Source organism: Engelhardtia mirabilis, from assembly GCF_007748095.1.
Classification (GTDB): domain Bacteria; phylum Planctomycetota; class UBA1135; order UBA1135.
The window spans coordinates 2,615,029-2,631,137 of the sequence record NZ_CP036287.1; the positions used below are offsets into that span (position 1 = coordinate 2,615,029).

At 71.4% G+C, this 16,109-nt stretch carries 13 protein-coding genes; 11 read left to right on the plus strand and 2 right to left on the minus strand.

What is annotated here, in order from left to right; genetic code table 11:
- Positions 1-205: 205 nt before the first annotated feature.
- The 5 genes from Pla133_RS09570 to Pla133_RS09590 all read left to right on the plus strand — a co-directional run bounded on the left by Pla133_RS09570 (position 206) and on the right by Pla133_RS09590 (position 6,014).
- Positions 206-802 (plus strand): LemA family protein, encoded by a 597-nt coding sequence (locus Pla133_RS09570; protein ID WP_145064693.1) that lies wholly within the window; start codon positions 206-208, stop codon positions 800-802.
- 28 nt (positions 803-830) lie between these two features.
- The gene (locus tag Pla133_RS09575; RefSeq protein ID WP_145064694.1) at positions 831-2,822 is read left to right on the plus strand and encodes a M48 family metallopeptidase; all 1,992 of its coding nucleotides are present in this window, start codon (positions 831-833) and stop codon (positions 2,820-2,822) included.
- A gap of 93 nt (positions 2,823-2,915) precedes the next feature.
- Positions 2,916-3,542: an RNA polymerase sigma factor gene (locus tag Pla133_RS09580; RefSeq protein WP_419192296.1), complete on the plus strand. Its 627-nt coding sequence runs from the start codon at positions 2,916-2,918 to the stop codon at positions 3,540-3,542.
- Between the two features lie 67 nt (positions 3,543-3,609).
- The gene (locus Pla133_RS09585) at positions 3,610-4,683 is read left to right on the plus strand and encodes a FecR family protein (RefSeq protein ID WP_419192297.1); all 1,074 of its coding nucleotides are present in this window, start codon (positions 3,610-3,612) and stop codon (positions 4,681-4,683) included.
- A gap of 272 nt (positions 4,684-4,955) precedes the next feature.
- Positions 4,956-6,014, plus strand: coding sequence for a porin (locus Pla133_RS09590; protein WP_145064697.1), 1,059 nt, complete (start codon positions 4,956-4,958; stop codon positions 6,012-6,014).
- Positions 6,015-6,048: 34 nt separating this feature from the next.
- Here Pla133_RS09590 and Pla133_RS09595 read toward each other — a convergent pair whose 3' ends face one another.
- Positions 6,049-7,083 (minus strand): alpha/beta hydrolase, encoded by a 1,035-nt coding sequence (locus Pla133_RS09595; protein WP_145064698.1) that lies wholly within the window; start codon positions 7,081-7,083, stop codon positions 6,049-6,051.
- Between the two features lie 48 nt (positions 7,084-7,131).
- Between Pla133_RS09595 and Pla133_RS09600 the strand changes: the two genes are divergently transcribed.
- From Pla133_RS09600 to Pla133_RS09615, 4 genes are all read left to right on the plus strand, one after another.
- The gene (locus Pla133_RS09600) at positions 7,132-7,647 is read left to right on the plus strand and encodes a hypothetical protein (protein WP_145064699.1); all 516 of its coding nucleotides are present in this window, start codon (positions 7,132-7,134) and stop codon (positions 7,645-7,647) included.
- Positions 7,648-7,718: 71 nt separating this feature from the next.
- Positions 7,719-9,959, plus strand: coding sequence for an ATP-dependent helicase (locus Pla133_RS09605; protein WP_419192298.1), 2,241 nt, complete (start codon positions 7,719-7,721; stop codon positions 9,957-9,959).
- A complete protein-coding gene (locus Pla133_RS09610) occupies positions 9,956-10,885 on the plus strand; it encodes a sigma-54 interaction domain-containing protein (RefSeq protein ID WP_419192299.1) in 930 nt (309 codons plus the stop codon). The genes Pla133_RS09605 and Pla133_RS09610 overlap by 4 nt, the downstream gene beginning before the upstream one ends.
- A 202-nt stretch (positions 10,886-11,087) precedes the next feature.
- Positions 11,088-12,572 (plus strand): FHA domain-containing protein, encoded by a 1,485-nt coding sequence (locus Pla133_RS09615; protein ID WP_145064700.1) that lies wholly within the window; start codon positions 11,088-11,090, stop codon positions 12,570-12,572.
- On the opposite strand, the gene Pla133_RS09620 is transcribed toward Pla133_RS09615, so the two are convergent.
- Complete coding sequence (locus tag Pla133_RS09620) at positions 12,535-13,701, minus strand: lipopolysaccharide kinase InaA family protein (RefSeq protein ID WP_419192300.1); 1,167 nt, start codon at positions 13,699-13,701, stop codon at positions 12,535-12,537. The genes Pla133_RS09615 and Pla133_RS09620 overlap by 38 nt on opposite strands.
- A 93-nt stretch (positions 13,702-13,794) precedes the next feature.
- On the opposite strand from Pla133_RS09620, the gene Pla133_RS09625 reads away from it, so the two are divergent.
- Positions 13,795-14,859: an LptF/LptG family permease gene (locus Pla133_RS09625; protein ID WP_419192301.1), complete on the plus strand. Its 1,065-nt coding sequence runs from the start codon at positions 13,795-13,797 to the stop codon at positions 14,857-14,859.
- Positions 14,856-15,998, plus strand: coding sequence for an LptF/LptG family permease (locus Pla133_RS09630; protein ID WP_145064702.1), 1,143 nt, complete (start codon positions 14,856-14,858; stop codon positions 15,996-15,998). Before Pla133_RS09625 ends, Pla133_RS09630 begins: the two co-directional genes overlap by 4 nt.
- Positions 15,999-16,109 lie beyond the last annotated feature (111 nt).

Consider the following 16,109-nt stretch of genomic DNA (forward strand, 5'->3'; position numbering starts at 1 on the left):
CCCCGGGTGGGGCGAGGCGACCGAACCTCAGGTCGACCGGTGGCGGCCCGGTCTGGAGCGGTCGCGCGCGCCGGCACCCGCCCCTGGGAACCGCTCGGCCAGCGCTGACCGCGGCCCGCCGTTGAATGCCCCCCCGCAGGCGGCGTAGGGTCCGGGCTGCGTCCCGCCGGGCGCCGTGCCACCGCAACACCTGCCCGCCCGCTCCATGCTCTACGTCGTCCTCGGAGTCATCGCTCTGTTCGCCATCGTTCCCTTCTTCTGGGGCGTGGGCATCTACAACAAGCTGGTCGCCCTCCGCAATCGCTTCGAGAACGCGTTCGCGCAGATCGACGTGCAGCTCAAGCGCCGTTACGACCTGATCCCCAACCTGGTCGAGACCGCCAAGGGCTACATGAAGCACGAGAGCGAAACGCTCGAGGCGGTGATCGCGGCGCGCAACCAGGCGGTCAGCGCCGAGAAGCACGCGGCCGCCAACCCCTCGGACGGCAAGGCCATGGCCGGCTTGATGGGCGCCGAGGGCGCGTTGACCGGAGCGATGGGGCGCCTGTTCGCCGTGATGGAGGCCTACCCCGACCTCAAGGCCAACCAGAACATGATGCAGCTCTCCGAAGAGCTGACCTCGACCGAGAACAAGGTTGCCTTCGCGCGCCAGGCCTACAACGACGCGGTCACCAACTACAACACCAAGCGCGAGTCGTTCCCGGCCGTCGTGCTGGCGGGCATGTTCAACTTCGACGAGGCCTCGCTGTTCGAGATCGACGATCCGGCCGCACGCCAGGCGCCCAAGGTCTCCTTCAGCTGACGCGCGCCCGCGCGGACAGGCCCGGCGCATGGACTTCTTCGAGCACCAGGAACAGGCGCGCAAGCGCACCGGGCGATTGGTGGTGTTGTTCGCCATCTCCGTCGCGCTGATCGTGGTCGCGGTCTACGGGGTGGTCAGCGCGGTGCTGGTCAACACCCTGGTGGGCGACGGTCCGCAGGTGACGGTGCCGGCCTTCTTCGACCCCCTGCGCTTCGCGCTGGTCGCCGCGGGGGTCTGCGCGGTGGTCGCCCTGGGCTCGCTCTACAAGACGGCGCAGTTGGCCTCGGGCGGCCGGGCGGTGGCCGACATGATGGGCGGGCGCCACCTGGAGGGCGGCAGCGCGGACCCCCTCGAGCGGCGGCTTCTGAACGTGGTAGAGGAGATGGCGATCGCCTCCGGCATGCCCGTCCCACCGGTCTACGTGATGGACCGCGAGGACGGCATCAACGCCTTCGCGGCCGGCAAGCAGCCCGGCGATGCGGTCATTGGCGTGACCCGCGGCTGCATGGAGAAGCTCTCCCGCGACGAGCTGCAGGGCGTGGTGGCCCACGAATTCAGCCACGTCTTCAACGGGGACATGCGACTGAACCTGCGCCTGATCGGCGTGCTGCACGGGATCCTCGTGCTGGGGCTCGTCGGTCAGTACGTCTTCCGCAGCGCGATCTACGCCCCGCGGCGCAGCAACCGCGAGGGCGGCAGCGCGGTGGTGGTGGCCCTGGCGGCGGGCGCGGCCCTGGCGGTGCTGGGCGCGATCGGGACCTTCTTCGGCCAGGTGATCCAGGCCGCCGTCTCGCGCCAGCGCGAGTTCCTGGCCGACGCGTCGGCGGTGCAGTTCACCCGCAACCCGGGCGGTATCGGCGGCGCGCTCAAGAAGATCGGCGGGTTCCCGAGCCACGCCAAGGTCATGGGCAGCCACGCGGCCGAGGTCAGCCACATGCTCTTCGGCGAGCCGGGCACGATGAACTTCGGCGGCCTCCTGGCGACGCACCCGCCGCTGTTGGAGCGCATTCGCCGCATCGAACCCGCCTTCGACGGCAGGGTCGAGCGCCTGGCGGAGCCCACCGATGCCGAACTCCAGGGCCTGCGCTCGAAGGTCGCCGCCGAGCTGGCCGCGCGCAACGCGAGCGGCCCCGGCGCGGTGGCCATGGGCTTGGCCGCCGATGGGGCGCTCTTCAACGCCGCCGACCTCGCCGCCGCGCGGGCGCGGGCGGGCGACGTCGATCAACTGGACAACGAGCGGGCACGGGAGCTCCTGGCGTCGATCCCTCCGCTCTTGCGAAGGTCCGCCGGGGACCCTTTCGCCGCGCGGGCCGTCGTCCTGGCCCTCGCACTCGAGCCCGAGGACGCGGGTCGCGCGCGGCAGTTCGAAGCCCTCGAAGCGCTCGGCGACCTGCCCCTGGTGCGGGAGTTGCGCCGGCTGGTGCCGTCCCTCGGCGGCTTGGCTCCCGAGGCGCGCCTGCCCCTTCTGCAGTTGGCCCTGGCTCCCCTGCACCAGCTCGATCCGAAGCAGTACGCGGCCTTCGTGCGCGCCCTGGATATGGCCATCGAGTCGGACAACCGCGTGGAGCTGTTCGAGATGACCCTGCGCCGCATCGTGCGCCACCACTTGGATCGGGCCCATGGCCTCGACGCAACCCCCGCCGGCGGGCGGGAGCTGCAGCTGAGCCAGGCGGGCGCGCGGGCGGCGGTGGTGCTGGGGCTATTGGTGCGGGCGGGCCACGGCAACTCGCGCTCGGCCGAGCTCGCCTTCCGAGCCGCCGGCGCGGCCCTCGGCGTCCAGATCGGCGACCGCGTGCCCGATGCCGGTTCGACCCTGCGGAGCTTCGACACCGCCCTGGAGGCCCTGGCCCGGCTGCGGCCCGGGGACAAGCGGCGCTTCCTCCAGGCCTGCGAGGCCGCCATCGCCCGCGACGGGCAAGTGACCCGAGCCGAGGCCGAGCTGTACCGGGCCATCGCCGAGACCCTCGACTGCCCGGTTCCGCCGCTCGTCGCGGGTCAGCCCCTGGCCGTTGCCAGGTGATCCCGAATGGTTGCCGGCGGGGCCCTGAAGGGCGACAGTGGGGGCGTCCCGCGCGCCAGCGGGAAGTCAGCCGTGACCACCGCTCCCGATCCAATGTCCATCCAGGCCCCACAGGTCGACGACCAATTGGCCGCCGCCGCCGACGGTCTCTCGCGCCAGGTGCGTGAACGCCTGTCGCAGCGCGAGCCCGAGGCGCTGGAGCAGTTCTTCGACGCCTACTTCGACCGGATCTACGCCTACGTGCGCGGGATGGTGCGCTCGGACCACCTGGCGGAGGACCTGACCCAGGACATCTTCCTGCTGCTCTACCGCGGGCTGCCGACCTACGACCCCTCGCGCGCCCTGCGCCCCTGGGTCTTCACGGTGGCGATCAACCGCGTGCGCGACCACTGGCGCTCCCGGGCCCACCGCGACTCCCAGCGGGAGGCCTCGATCGACGAGGACGAGGCGGCCGAGATCGAGGGCGAGGGGGGCAGCCCGGACCTGCCCCTGCTCCAGCTCGAGGACGCCCAGATGGTCCGCGACGCCGTGGACCGCCTGCCCGACGGCATGCGCGAGACGGTGCACCTGCGGGTCTTCGAGGACCTCTCCTTCGCCGAGATCGGCGAGCTGCTGGGTCGCAACGAGGTCGCCGTCCGCAAGCGCTTCAGCCGGGCCCTCGAGGAGCTGCGCCGGACCCTGGGCGCCGAGCCCCGCACGGCCGAGGGCGAGGATCACTGAACCGAGCGGTCACGGCCGTCCGAAGAGAGTCGTAGCCCCCGCTGGCACGGCGAGCACTCAGAAGCAATTGGAACGACGTCTACGGGAGATCCTGGCCCGCGAAGGGGCGCGAGAGGGGTTTGCGAAAGCCCTGCGCGCGAGCTTCGTGTCCGGCCAGTTCGAGGGTGAGGCGGTCCTGCGCGGAGCCCCCGCGGCCGGGGCCGACCCCGAGTTCCGCGCCGAGCTGCGGGCTGGCTTCGCCGGCGGCTCGCTGGAGTCCGGTGGGGAAGGCGAGCTACCGCAGGCCCTGAGTTCCGGTCTGGCGCCGGCGCTCTCGAGCGTGCCGTCCGATGGCGGCTTCCGGGCCCAGCTGAAGGCCCGCTTCGTCCTGGGCGAGCTCGAGGTGGAGGGAGCGGGCGGTTCTGCGCCGGCGGGTGAGGCTGCACCGATCCACGACCTGGCCGCCGCTCGCGCGGGGACCTCGGTCCGGCGTCGTCCCACGCGGCATCTGTCGAGCGTTGCCGCCCTGTTGGTCGCGGCGGTGGCGCTGTTCGCATTCGTTCTGCCCACGTTCCTGGGACCCGATTGGCTGGTGCGCCACGCGCCGATCGAGGCGACCTCGGTTCTGTTCGACCGCACTCCACTGGATCCGAGCGTGCAGCGCCTGGACGTCGAGACCGGTCGGGTGCTGGCCTGCGGTCCCGAGGCCCTGCGATTGGCACTGGACGACCGCGCACTCGTGGAAGCTGCGCCCAACAGTCAGGTCCGATTCTGCGCCCCCGTGCAGCGGATCTTCGCGGACGCCCTGGCGCCGGTGCACCTGGACAAGGGTGAGCTGAACGTCCGCACCCTGCCGGGCGGGGCGGTGACCCTGACCATCGACACGCCGAACGCGATGATCCGCCTCCGCGACGGCGCCGTGTCGGTGCTCGCGACGGATAAGGGCACCTGCATCTGCGTGCTCGAGGGCCAGGTTGAGGTCAGCCCGGCACAGGGCGGCGCGCCGCGCGTGGTCCACGCCGACGAACGCATCTTCGTGCCGCTGGGCAAGGGCAGCTGTCAGTTCGAGGTGCACCTCAGCGAGGACCCGCACCTGGCCGAGGGCGAACGCCTCGAGCGCATGCGCCGGATGCTGGTCGACATCGACGCCGGCGTCTTCTGATCCGCAGGCCACGCGACGCGGGTCGAGATCCCCGGCTGTCGTCCATCCGCTCCTCCGTGCGCGCCCGCGATCCAGACCCCGCCGGTCGGTCGGCGCTCGGACAGGCTCGTCGATGCTGGGTCAGGCAATCGATCCATCGCCGCGGCCGAGGCTTCCGGGGGCGGATCCGGGTCCGGGACAGGCTCCCGCCGACGCTGGGGATTCGACACCGGCCCGTCACTCGCGGCGGTTGAAGCTTCTATGCGGGCTGCGGAGTCCCTATACCGGCTCCCATGATCTCCCCGCTCGCGGCGATCCTGCTGCCCCTGGCTCCCACGCCGCTGCAGGACACCTATCCGACGACACCCCCGGCGCTCGAGCTCTCGGCCGCCGCAGTCGTCACGTCCCCCCAGGACGGGGAGCTGTTCCCCTGGCAAGAGCCCGGCAGTCAGTGGGCTCCGATCGAGATCCACACCCTGATCCGCGCCCGGGCCGAGATCTCCGACGTCAGCTCGGAGATATCGAACGACGGTGGCCGTGTCCGCCTCGACGACGCGCGCCTGTCGATCAACGGCGGGCTGGTCGATGCCTTCGAGTTCCAGTTCACCCTGGATGGGGGCGACGCGGGCAGCCAACCGGAGGGCGAGCTCGAGTTGCTCGAGGGCTACGGCGACTTCCCCATCGGCGAGCGGCACTCGATCCGCTTCGGGCAGTTCAAGCAGCCCTTCCTGCGCGGCGCCCTGACGCCCAAGGCCAGCCTGACCTTCTTCGACCGCTCCGCGGTTGCCCTGGGCGCCAACGGGTACGACCTGGGCGTGCGCGCGGATGGTCACTACGAGCTGCTGGACCTGACCTTCGCCCTGCAGAACGGAGGCGACGACGGCGGCAACGAGAGCCTCGCCACCGCCCGCGCCGAGCTGCATCCCCTCGGGGGCGGGGTGCCCCTGACCCAATCGATGTTCGGCGACACGGGCGAAGCACGCCTGAGCTTCGGCCTGGCCTTCTCCGACGACTCGTCCATCGATCGGGGCTCGTCCTGGGCCCTCGATGCCGCCTGGCGCGCGAACAACTGGCAGCTCCTGGGCGAGTACGTCTCGAACGACGAAGACGTCGGCGACAACAACCCCTTCGCGTTGACCATGACCCACATGCTCTTCTCCGAGGAGTGGGAGTTCGGCGCGCGCTTCCAGGACCTCGACGACGTGGGCGGGTCCCAGGTGTACTCACTGGTGCTGCGGCGCTACTTCCTGCGCGGTCGCGTCTCCGCGCACTTGCAGGCCGACTACGCCGACTCGAACGACGTGGAAGTCGAAGGCACGCGCGGGCTGCTCGGCCTCACGGTCAACCTCTGAGGCTCGGCTCTGAGGCTCGGCTCCGGCGCGGCGATCACTCGCCGACGAGCAGGAACTCGACCACGGCGTTCTTGACCGCTTCCGCGTCGCAGTCCCAGCACAGGATGTGCTCGGACGACTCGGCGATGAAACTGGCCGGCTCCACGGAGTTGGTACGTGCCAGGGCGTCGAGCGAGCGCTCCGCCCCCGCCACCGGGTCGTCCGGCGCGGCGATCACGAGCAGCGGTTCCGTGACCCGCGCCAGGAGCTCGTCCCGGTCGACGGCGCGACCGATGGCGTCCGCTTGAACCACCGCGGCCAGGGGCAGGGCGCGGTACTTGAGGAACTCGTCCTCGTGCTCGCGGCAGCGCAGGGTCCTGACCCCCGGTCCGCTGTCCACGTAGGGCAGGATCCGCTGAAGCCCCGCCGCCAGGCCTCCGACCGTCCAGCCGAAGGGGCGCGGGTAGGGCAGGCCGAAGAAGGGTGCCAAGACGGCTACGCGGCCGAACTCGCGCTCCGCGGCCAGCTCCACCAGGAGCGCGCCACCCATGGAGAAGCCCACCCCGTCGACCCGGGGGAAGCGCGCCGCCAGATCGTCGAACTCCGCTCGCACGGCTCCGCGCCAATCCTCGGCCGTCTGGGCGCCGAAGTCCTCGGGACTCGTGCCGTGGCCGGGCAGGCGCATTACGCGCACGTGGAAGCCCCGGGCCTGAAGGCGCTCGGGAAGATCCGAGAAGTCGGTGGGGCCGCTGCACCAGCCGTGGACCATCAGGACCGCGGTCGTGGCGCCGGGAGCCTCGAGGGTGCGCGCAGCCATGCCGGGCCGCACGCCGCTGGCGCTGTCGAGGGGGAAGGCCGCCAGCTCGTCCTGGAGTACCTGCAGGCCGCGCAGACGGGCCAGGAAGATCCCGACGACGATCAGCGCCAGGCCGAGCCCGATGGCGGCCAGGGCCGCCAACACCAGCCGCCGCCGGCGCGACTGGGCCTTGGCGATCAACGGCCCCAGTCCCTGGAGCTGGCGTGTGCCTTCCGGCTCCGCCGCGAGTGGGTTGATGGGGCCGGGGCCAGCGGTCGGATCGGTCGGGTCCATCGACCCAGTCTGCCCGCCGCGCCATCCACGGCGCTATCCTGCCGCGCCATGACTGCGCTCCAAGCCCTCGAATCCGCCACTGGTCTGCTGCTCCTGGCGGCGATCGTCCACTCACTGCGGTTGCGGGCGCGGGCGCAACGGTTGCTCGGTGAGCAGCTCGGAGCCGAGTGGGGACGGGTCTGGAGCCGCTTTGCCGTGGCCGTTCCGGCGGCGACGGCCGCGATCTGGATCGCGCTATCCGTCGGCTTGGCGTCCGCGGCCCCGGAGCTCGCGCTCTTGGTCGGTGCGGTGGTGCTGGTGATCGTGCGACCCTCCTTCGACGATCGCGTCTGCGGTTCGCTCGGCCTGCGCGCCGGGTGGCACGTACTCGCCCACGACGAGCTGGAGGAGTGGCGCCTGATCGGCGAGCACCTGCGCTTCCGGCTCTTCGGCGAATGGGTCGCCGTGCCGCTTCCGGTCGAGCACCAGGTCGCCGTCCGCGAACGCCTGGTAGCACTGGTGCCCGAGCGCGAGAGCGCCTTCGGCCCGGGCACTGGCCGACCGGCCTACGACCCGGTTCCCTGAAACCGCGCACGGAACGCGAGCACGATCCGTGCGAGTTTCGCGGCCTTCCGCTCGCTAGAATCGCAGCCGCGATGTCGGGACTGAGCTGGATGGACGTGGCCGGATCGAACGATGCGGCCCAGGACCCGAACGGTTGGCCCGCGGAAGAGCAATTGCTCGAGGGGCTCAACCCGGCTCAACGCAAGGCCGTGGTCCACGGTGGCGGTCCGCTGCTGATCCTGGCCGGCGCCGGATCGGGCAAGACGCGCGTGATCACGCGCCGCATCGCCTGGCTCGCGGCCCGCGGCGGCGTCGGGTTGGACGGCATCTGCGCGATCACCTTCACCAACAAGGCCGCGCGCGAGATGCGCGAGCGGGTCGAGACCCTGCTGCCCACCCGGGGCTCGTGGATCAGCACGTTCCACGCCATGTGCGCGCGCATCCTGCGGCGTGACGTGGAGACCCTCGGCTTCGAGGACGGCACGCGCTACACGCGCGACTTCTCGATCTACGACACCGCCGATCGCAACTCGCTGATCAAGCGCATCGTCAAGGACCTGGGCTACGACACGACCCGCTTCCGCCCGGCCCAGGTAGGCGCCTGGATCAGCGAGCAGAAGAACCTGGCGCGCCGCGGCGAGGGCGAGGACAGCCTTGTGGAAGGCATCGAGCACGAGGTCCTGCGCCGCGTGGGGGAGCGCTACCAAGAGACCCTGCGCGCGGCCAACGCGGTCGACTTCGACGACCTCCTGCTGCTGGTGCTCGAGCTCTTCGACCGCCATCCGGGAGTGCGCGACAGCTACGCCACGCGCTTTCGGCACGTGCTGGTGGACGAGTACCAGGACACCAACCACGTGCAGTACCTGCTGACGCGGCACCTGGCCAGTGCCCACGGCAACCTGGCGGTGTGCGGCGATCCGGACCAGTCGATCTATGCCTGGCGCGGCGCCGACATCCGCAACATCCTCGACTTCGAGCGCGACTTCCCCGGGGCCGAAGTGGTGCGCCTGGAGCAGAACTACCGCTCCACCCAGGCGATCCTCGACGCGGCCCAGGCCGTGATCCGCCACAACTCCCAGCGCAAGGAGAAGGAGCTCTACACCGAGGGCGAGGCCGGCGAGCCGCTGGGGCTCTTGGAGTGCGGTGACGAGAACGAGGAGGCCGACCAGATCGCCCTGCGGATCGCCAAGCTGCGCAGCGAGGGCTTCGGCTACGGCGACCTGGCGATCTTCTACCGGGTTAACTTCATGCAGCGCGCCCTGGAGCGCGGCCTGCGCCTGGCGGGCATTCCCTACCGCATCGCCGGGGGCGTGGAGTTCTACCAGCGCAAGGAGATCAAGGACCTGGTCAGCTACCTGAAGCTGATCGTCAACCCCGACGACGACGTGGCCTTCCTGCGGGTGGTCAACGTGCCGGCGCGGGGCATCGGCGACCGCTCCCTGGAGCTGCTCTCCGGTTGGGCTGCCGATCGGCGCGTGTCGCTCCTGCGCGCGGCCGCCTCGAGCGAGGCGCGCTCGCAGATCCGCGGGCGGGCCAAGAAGGGTCTCGAGGCCTTCGCGGGGCTGATGGAGAACCTGCGCGACTTCGCCGGCCGCAGCGCGTCCGAGGCCCTCGAGGCGCTGCTCGAGGAGACCGACTACCTGACCTGGGTGGTGCAGTCCTCGGAGGAGAACGCGGAGACGCGCGAAGAGAACATCGAGGAGTTCCGGGCCAACGCGGAGACCTTCGACAGCGACGACCCCGAAGGCGGGCTGCGGGCCTTCCTCGAGGACATCGCCCTGGTCAGCGAGGTCGACTCCCTGGGGGAGGGCGAGGATGCGGAGGGGCGTGTGACCCTGATGACGGTCCACGCCGCCAAGGGCCTCGAGTTCCCGGTGGTGTTCCTGCCCGGGCTCGAAGAGGAGCTGTTCCCGCACTTCCGCGCCGTGATGGACGAGGCCGGCGTCGGCCTCGAGGAGGAGCGGCGCTTGATGTACGTGGGTCTGACCCGCGCCATGAAGCGGCTGTTCCTGTCCTGGGCCCGCACGCGGACGCACTTCGGGCAGAGCTCCTGGCGCGAGCCCTCGCGCTTCCTGCGCGAGCTGCCCCAGGACCTGGCCGCGGAGTCCGAGCCGGACGAGGTCGATCTGCTCGGGGCGTACGACGACAGGGAAGCCGGCGCCGGTCTGGGCGAGGGTGACTGGGTCATGCACGAGCACTTCGGCCGTGGCCAGGTCGAGCGCCTGCGCGGCAGCGGCGTCAACGCGCGCGCGACCGTGCGCTTCCCCAGTGCCGGCACAAAGACCCTCTTGTTGCAGTACGCCAAGCTGACCAAGCTCGGGGCGGGCTCGTGAGCCGGGGCGAAGGCGACGTGGGAGACCTCGAGCGGCGCGCGCGGGCCCTCGCGGCGGATGCCGTCGCGGCCGGCCGGGGCGACGAGCTGCGCGCCTGGATCGACGAATCTCTCGCGGAGGGCGCGAGCGGTCCGAGCGAGCCGGTCAAGGTCAAGCAGCCGATCCCCGGCCGTTTCGGGATGGTCGGCGACAGCCCGCCGATGCACGCGGTGTTCGACCTGATCGAACGCGTGGCGCCGAGCGACGTGCCCGTGCTCGTGCACGGCGAGACGGGCACCGGCAAGGAGCTGGTGGCCAAGGCGATCCACGACAACTCGAAGCGGGCCAAGAAGCCCTTCGTCGCCGTCAACTGCGCCGCCGTGCCTCCGAACCTGCTCGAGAGCGAGCTGTTCGGACACGTGCGCGGCTCCTTCACCGGCGCCGTTGCCGATCGCCCCGGGCACTTCGTGAGCGCCGACGGCGGCACCCTGTTCCTGGACGAGATCGGCGACATGCCGCTCGACATGCAGGCCAAGCTCCTGCGCACGCTGCAGGAGGGCGAGGTGCGCGCGGTCGGCGCCAGCAGGACGCGCAAGGTCGACGTCCGCATCGTGGCCGCGTCCCACCGCGACCTGGCCGCCATGTGCGCCGAGGGGACCTTCCGCGAGGACCTCTACTTCCGCCTGCACGTGATCCGCATCGAGCTGCCGCCCCTGCGCGACCGCGGGGGCGACGTGGCCCTGATCGTGCGCGCCCTGTTCGCCGGACTGGCGCGGGAGATGGGCAAGCCGGAGCCCGTCCTGTCCCCCGAGGCCATGGACGCCCTGTCCGCCTGGTCCTGGCCGGGCAACGTGCGCGAGCTCGAGAACGAGCTGCGCCGCGCCATCGCCCTCAGCGGCGATCGGGTGGGTCTCGAGGACCTGACCCCGGCCCTGGCCCGCGGCTGAACCAGGGCTGAACGGGCCGGCGGGTCGCGCTCGGTCCCTCGGGTCGTGGGGCGTCAGCCCGGGCCAGATCGCTCGCGCGGAGTGGGGGAACCCGGCCCGATCGGGGCGCCGCGCCCCTCCGCCGGGCCTGGGGCGTCCCCATCGGCGAGGTCAGCAAGTAAGCTCTGCGCCCCGCTCCCCTCTGACCCAGAGCACAACGACCATGCCCCGACTGATCGTCGACGACGCAGGCCAGAAGAAGGCCTTCCGCGTCTCCAAGGGTCGCCTGAGCATCGGCTCGGCTGACTCCGCCAAGCTGAAGCTGACCGCAGGTGGCGTCGAGCCCGAGCACGCGATCCTGGTGGTGCGCCCCGAGGGCGTCCAGGTCCAGGTCCACAAGCCCGTCAAGATCGGCGGCCAGTCGGTGGATTCCGGCGAGGTCGACCTGCCCTTCGGCGCGCCCCTGGCCGTCGGCGGGGCGACGATCACCGTCGAGGCCGACGAGGCCCCGGCGAAATCGGTGCCAGCCAAGGCGGTCCCCGCCCGGGCGATGCCGGCCAAGCAGGCGGGCCCGGCGGCAGCTGCGCCCAAGGCCGGCGCTGCCCGGGCTGGCGCGCCGAGCGCCGGAGCGGCCAAGCGCGGCGCGGCTCCGTCCAAGGCCGGCGCTGCCCGCGGCGGCGCGCGCGCTGGCGCCGCCGGAGGCGGACGTCAACGGGGCGGCGATCGCGGTGCGAAGAAGCAGGGTCTGCCGGCCTGGGTGCCCATGGTGGGCGTCGTCGCGGCGCTGGCCCTGGCGGTCTGGGTATTCTCCGGCTTCGGCTCCAGCAGCAAGGCGGACAACGCCATGACCGCCGCCACGAGCCAGTTGGACGACGGCAACCTCAAGACCGCGCGCGCCAGCCTGAGCTCGATCAATCCGGCCAAGCTCAAGCCCGAGCAGAAGACGAAGTACGAGGCCTTGATGGCCGAGCTCGAAGGTCGCGAGGCCTTCAAGGACGGATCCGAGGCGCGGCTGCGCGCCATGCGCGAGGTCGACGAGCAGCTCAAGGGGTTGGTCGATCGGCAGTTCAAGACCGATCCGGCCGAGCCGGAGAAGGTCCGCCTGCTCTGGGACCGCATCGCCGCCTGGCGCGAGGACTGGCCGATGTATAAGGATCCGATCTGGCTCGAGGATCCGAACTGGGCCGCCGACATGGCCTGGATCGCCGAGCAGGAGCAGAAGTTCGACTCGGTCATCGCCAAGGACGCGCCGTACAACCTGGCCGACGCCGAGTTCCGCGCGTACTACTTCCTCGACTCCGGGATCAAGCGCTACAACCTCGTGATGCCGGTCATCGCCGCCGCGGCCAGCAACACGACTGATTCCACCGAGCGCGAAGCTCTCGAGGCGCTCAACACACTGCTGAACGAGGAGCAGGTGGCCTACGCGCAGGAGCGCTTCGACAAGGCCCGTCAGTACTTCGAAGAGGGGCAGGAGGTCCAATCCGCGGCCATCCTGGTGGCGGACATCCGCACCCTGACCCAGCCCCAGTTGGTCGACCGGGCGGCGACCCTGTTGCTGGGCTTCCCCAAGATTCGGCCCATTCTCGAGGGCTACGAGCGCACCAAGCCGGAGACCTTCTCCGAGCTGATGCTGAACGGGAAGATCGCGGCCTTCGTGCGCGCGAACCTCAGCGACGCCGGCGAAGAGGCGCAGCCCGAGGGCTGATCGGCACCGACGACTCGGGATCGCGATCGCGCGGCCCGGTGAACGCGATGGGCGCAGCCTGTGCCCGCGCGGACACCGGGCCGCTCGCGTCCAGGCCGCGATCGGCGCTGCAGTCCGAGGGCGGCCAGCGATCGGGGGGCCGGGGTCCGTGCTCCAACACGGCCCAAGCGGGCGGACCTGGGGCGTGGCACAGCGGGGATGGGCCCCGCAGACGGTGTTCGGCATGGCGCGCCGCGCGGTTCCAGATCCGCGCGACTTCGTCCCGCTGGCCTGTGACGAGCGTGCAAGCGGGGCCGTGCCCGGTGGGCAGGGGGCGGGTGACGAACTCGCTCGGCCTGCCGACGGCCATGCGCGCCGCGCGAACGATGGCCGCAATCCGCTCGGGGCTCGCGCCTCGGGCCACCAGGACCCGCTCCCCGTCGACCGTCATCGACGCCACTCGCCCGCTGGAGCGCGACCAGCGATCCAAGTGGCGCTCGACGCGCGCGCACCGCGCCGCGCGACTCTCCCGCGCCAGCTGCTCGACCAGAGCGCGGCGCCCAGCGGGGTCATCCACGCCGGCGGCGCGCGCGAGATCCGCCGGCAGGGCGCGAGCCCAGGCCAGGGCCGCGGTGGCGAGCAGGGCCGCGGGGACGCGCTCGCGGGCCTCGCCACCCAGTGAAGCCAACTCCGCCCGGGCCCGGCGGTGTTCGAAGGCGACGATCCGCGCCTGGTGGAAGTCGATCGCGAAGAAGCGCCCGCGGCGGTCGAGCATCAGGTTGCCCAGGTGCCAGTCCGGTTGCCGCAGGCCGGCCGCGTGGAGCGCCGCCAGGGCCTCGCCGCAGCGCCGAGCGAGCAGGCGCGGCGCGTCCGGGAGCGCGGGCCACGGCGCGAGCCAACGCTCCAGTGTCCTTGCGCCCGGCAGCCAGGCAATGCGCGCGCAGGCGGCGCCCGCGCGGCGCTCGAGGCCCAGGGGCTCGGGCGTCGGCGCGCCCGCCGCTCGCAGGGCAGCCAGCACGGCGACCTCCCGCGCCGCCCGAGATCGATCGCGCAGCCGCGCCAAGGGGCCTGGTCGCCGGAAGGCCTTGACGAGCACGCGCTCGCGCCCGCGACCCTCACACCAAACGGCACGCCCCGGCAGTCGGCGCAACAGCCGCGCGCCGGCGGGAACGGCCGGGGAATCGCCGACCTCCCCGCCTCTTCTGCCGAGGATCCCCACGCCGCGCAAGTTACCCTCCGCGCCGTGACGCTGCTGCTCTACATCCTGCGTCAGCTGACCGTTTCGACGGCATTCGCGGTGGGGGCCCTGGCGTTCGTGGTCTTCCCCGGGATCGCGGTCTCGGCGGTCCAGCGCCTCGGAGGCGTCTCGCTCCAGGCGGTGCTGACCTACATCCCCCTGGTGGGGGTCGAGCTCGCGCCCTACCTGGTGTCCCTGGGCTTCCTGCTGGGCATCGTGAGCACCTTCGGCCGGCTGGCCGCCGACCGCGAGTGGGTGGCGATCTCCATGTCGGGGATCCACCCCTTCCGGACCCTGATCCCCGGGGCGATCCTGGCGGTGATCCTGGGCTTCGGGACCCACGCGCTGCTCGCGGACGTGTCGCCGGTGTGGAAGCTGGAGCAGGGCAACTTCCGCGGGAACGCACTCCTGGAGGCCTTCCGCAACCTCGCACCGGGCCGCTCGGAGTTGGACCTGGGGCCCTTCTACCTGGGCGCCGTCAGTCGCGACGGCGACGCCTTCGTCGACGTGCAGATCCACGTTCCGCGCGACGACGGCAAGGAGAACCTGGTGCTGGTGGCGGAGCGCGCGGAGCTGTCGATCTCCGAGGACGAGCTGTTCGTCCAACTGATCCAAGCGCGCACGGTCAAGCGCGACGAGATGCTGAGCAACGCGGCCCCCGCGGTGCAGATCAAGCTCTCGGACCTGATCACCCCGCGCCTCAAGGACCCGACCCGGGCCAAGCACCAGACAAGTTCCGCGATGCGCGCGGCCCTCGCCGAGGGCGAACTGGATCCCGAGCGTGAGCTCGAGTACCGCTTCGAGATCCAGCGGCGGATGGCGGTGGGCGCCACCTACCTGGTGTTCCTGCTGGTCGGCATCCCGACCGGTCTGTGGCTGCGCAGTGGCAATCAACTGGTCGGCATGGGGGCCGCGGCGATCTATGCCTTCACCTACTACATCCTGAGCTTGCGGCTGGGCAGCTCCCTGGCCCTGGCGGGCACCGTCCCGCCTGCGCTCGCGGCCTGGACCACCAACATCCTCGGGGCCGCGATCGGCCTGGTGCTGACCTGGAAGTTGGTGCGGCGATGAAGATGCCGCGCCGCAGACTGGCCCTGTTCGGGATCCTCGACCGCTACGTGGCCAAGCTGTTCCTCTCGGCCTACCTCGTGGCCCTGATGATGATCGTCGGCCTGTACCTGGTCGTCGACCTGGCCAGCAACCTGGACGACTACCTGCGCCCCAACGACCAGGGCACCTCGCCGGGGATCCTGGCGGTGGCGCGCTACTACACGCTCCACGTACCGTTCCTCTACCTGTCGGTCGCGCCCTTCGTGACCCTCATGGCCGCGCTGTTCACCGTCGCCAAGCTGCAGAAGGCGCGCGAGGTGATCGCGGCCCTGAGCGCCGGCATGAGCGTGCGTCGCCTGCTCCTGCCGCTGTTCGTGTCCGCCGCGTTGATCGCGGTCTTCATGGCCGGCCTGCGCGAGGTGGCCACGGAGTCCATCGGCTTCGAGCGCGACGCCCTGCGCTACTCCCTCGACAAGCACCTGGCCGAGGTCGAGATCGAGACCATGCGGGTCAAGGACGTGCAGGGCGAGATGATCCAGCTGGGGTCCTTCCGACCCGGGATCGGGGTCGACCCGCGGGGCGTGGAGCCGTCGGTCTTCCACGACCTGGACGCGATCCGCTTCATCGACGGCAACTGGTTCCACTTCGTCGCCGAGCGCGGGCGCTGGATCGGCGACCACCGGGTGGGGCACTGGGAACTCGAGGGTGGCTACCAGGAGCGCGTCAGCGACGAGGACCGTATCCGCACCCCCCTGGTGCAGCTCGACGGCCAGCTCGAGTTCAGCCCGCGCGACGTGTGGAGCGCCTGGAAGGGGCGCGGGAACGCCCTCGAGCTTTCGCTCCGGGAGGCCCGGAGCCTGTCCCGCCGGGATCCCGACAACGTCCAGTACCAGACCCTGATGAACTACCTGGTCACCTTCCCCCTGGCCAACCTGGTGCTGCTACTGGTGGGGCTGCCCTTCCTGATGCAGTTCGAGCGGGGGCGGGGGACCGAGGGCCTGGTGGCCGGCTTCCTGCTCTGCGTCGTCTACTTCGCCGCGGACTTCGTGACCTTGAACCTGGGCCTGCAGGGTCACCTCGACCCGCTCCTGGCCAGTGCCCTGCCGCCCCTGTTCTTCGGCAGTCTGGGCCTGGTTCTGTTCGGCTCGATCCGGACCTGAGCGGCCCGTCGGGAGGCTCCCGGGCCCCGTCGGCCCAGACCCTCCACGGGAGGGGGGAAGAAGGGGCCACTGTCGTCGTACCATTCCCCCGTCGGCCCCACGGCCGGCCTT

Bases quoted from the DNA above. Each gene is read 5' to 3' on its own strand.
- Pla133_RS09570 (WP_145064693.1), top strand. From the start codon at position 206: ATGCTCTACGTCGTCCTCGGAGTCATCGCTCTGTTCGCCATCGTTCCC.
- Pla133_RS09575 (WP_145064694.1), top strand. From the start codon at position 831: ATGGACTTCTTCGAGCACCAGGAACAGGCGCGCAAGCGCACCGGGCGA.
- Pla133_RS09580 (WP_419192296.1), top strand. From the start codon at position 2,916: ATGTCCATCCAGGCCCCACAGGTCGACGACCAATTGGCCGCCGCCGCC.
- Pla133_RS09590 (WP_145064697.1), top strand. From the start codon at position 4,956: ATGATCTCCCCGCTCGCGGCGATCCTGCTGCCCCTGGCTCCCACGCCG.
- Pla133_RS09595 (WP_145064698.1), bottom strand. From the start codon at position 7,083: ATGGACCCGACCGATCCGACCGCTGGCCCCGGCCCCATCAACCCACTC.
- Pla133_RS09600 (WP_145064699.1), top strand. From the start codon at position 7,132: ATGACTGCGCTCCAAGCCCTCGAATCCGCCACTGGTCTGCTGCTCCTG.
- Pla133_RS09605 (WP_419192298.1), top strand. From the start codon at position 7,719: ATGTCGGGACTGAGCTGGATGGACGTGGCCGGATCGAACGATGCGGCC.
- Pla133_RS09615 (WP_145064700.1), top strand. From the start codon at position 11,088: ATGCCCCGACTGATCGTCGACGACGCAGGCCAGAAGAAGGCCTTCCGC.
- Pla133_RS09630 (WP_145064702.1), top strand. From the start codon at position 14,856: ATGAAGATGCCGCGCCGCAGACTGGCCCTGTTCGGGATCCTCGACCGC.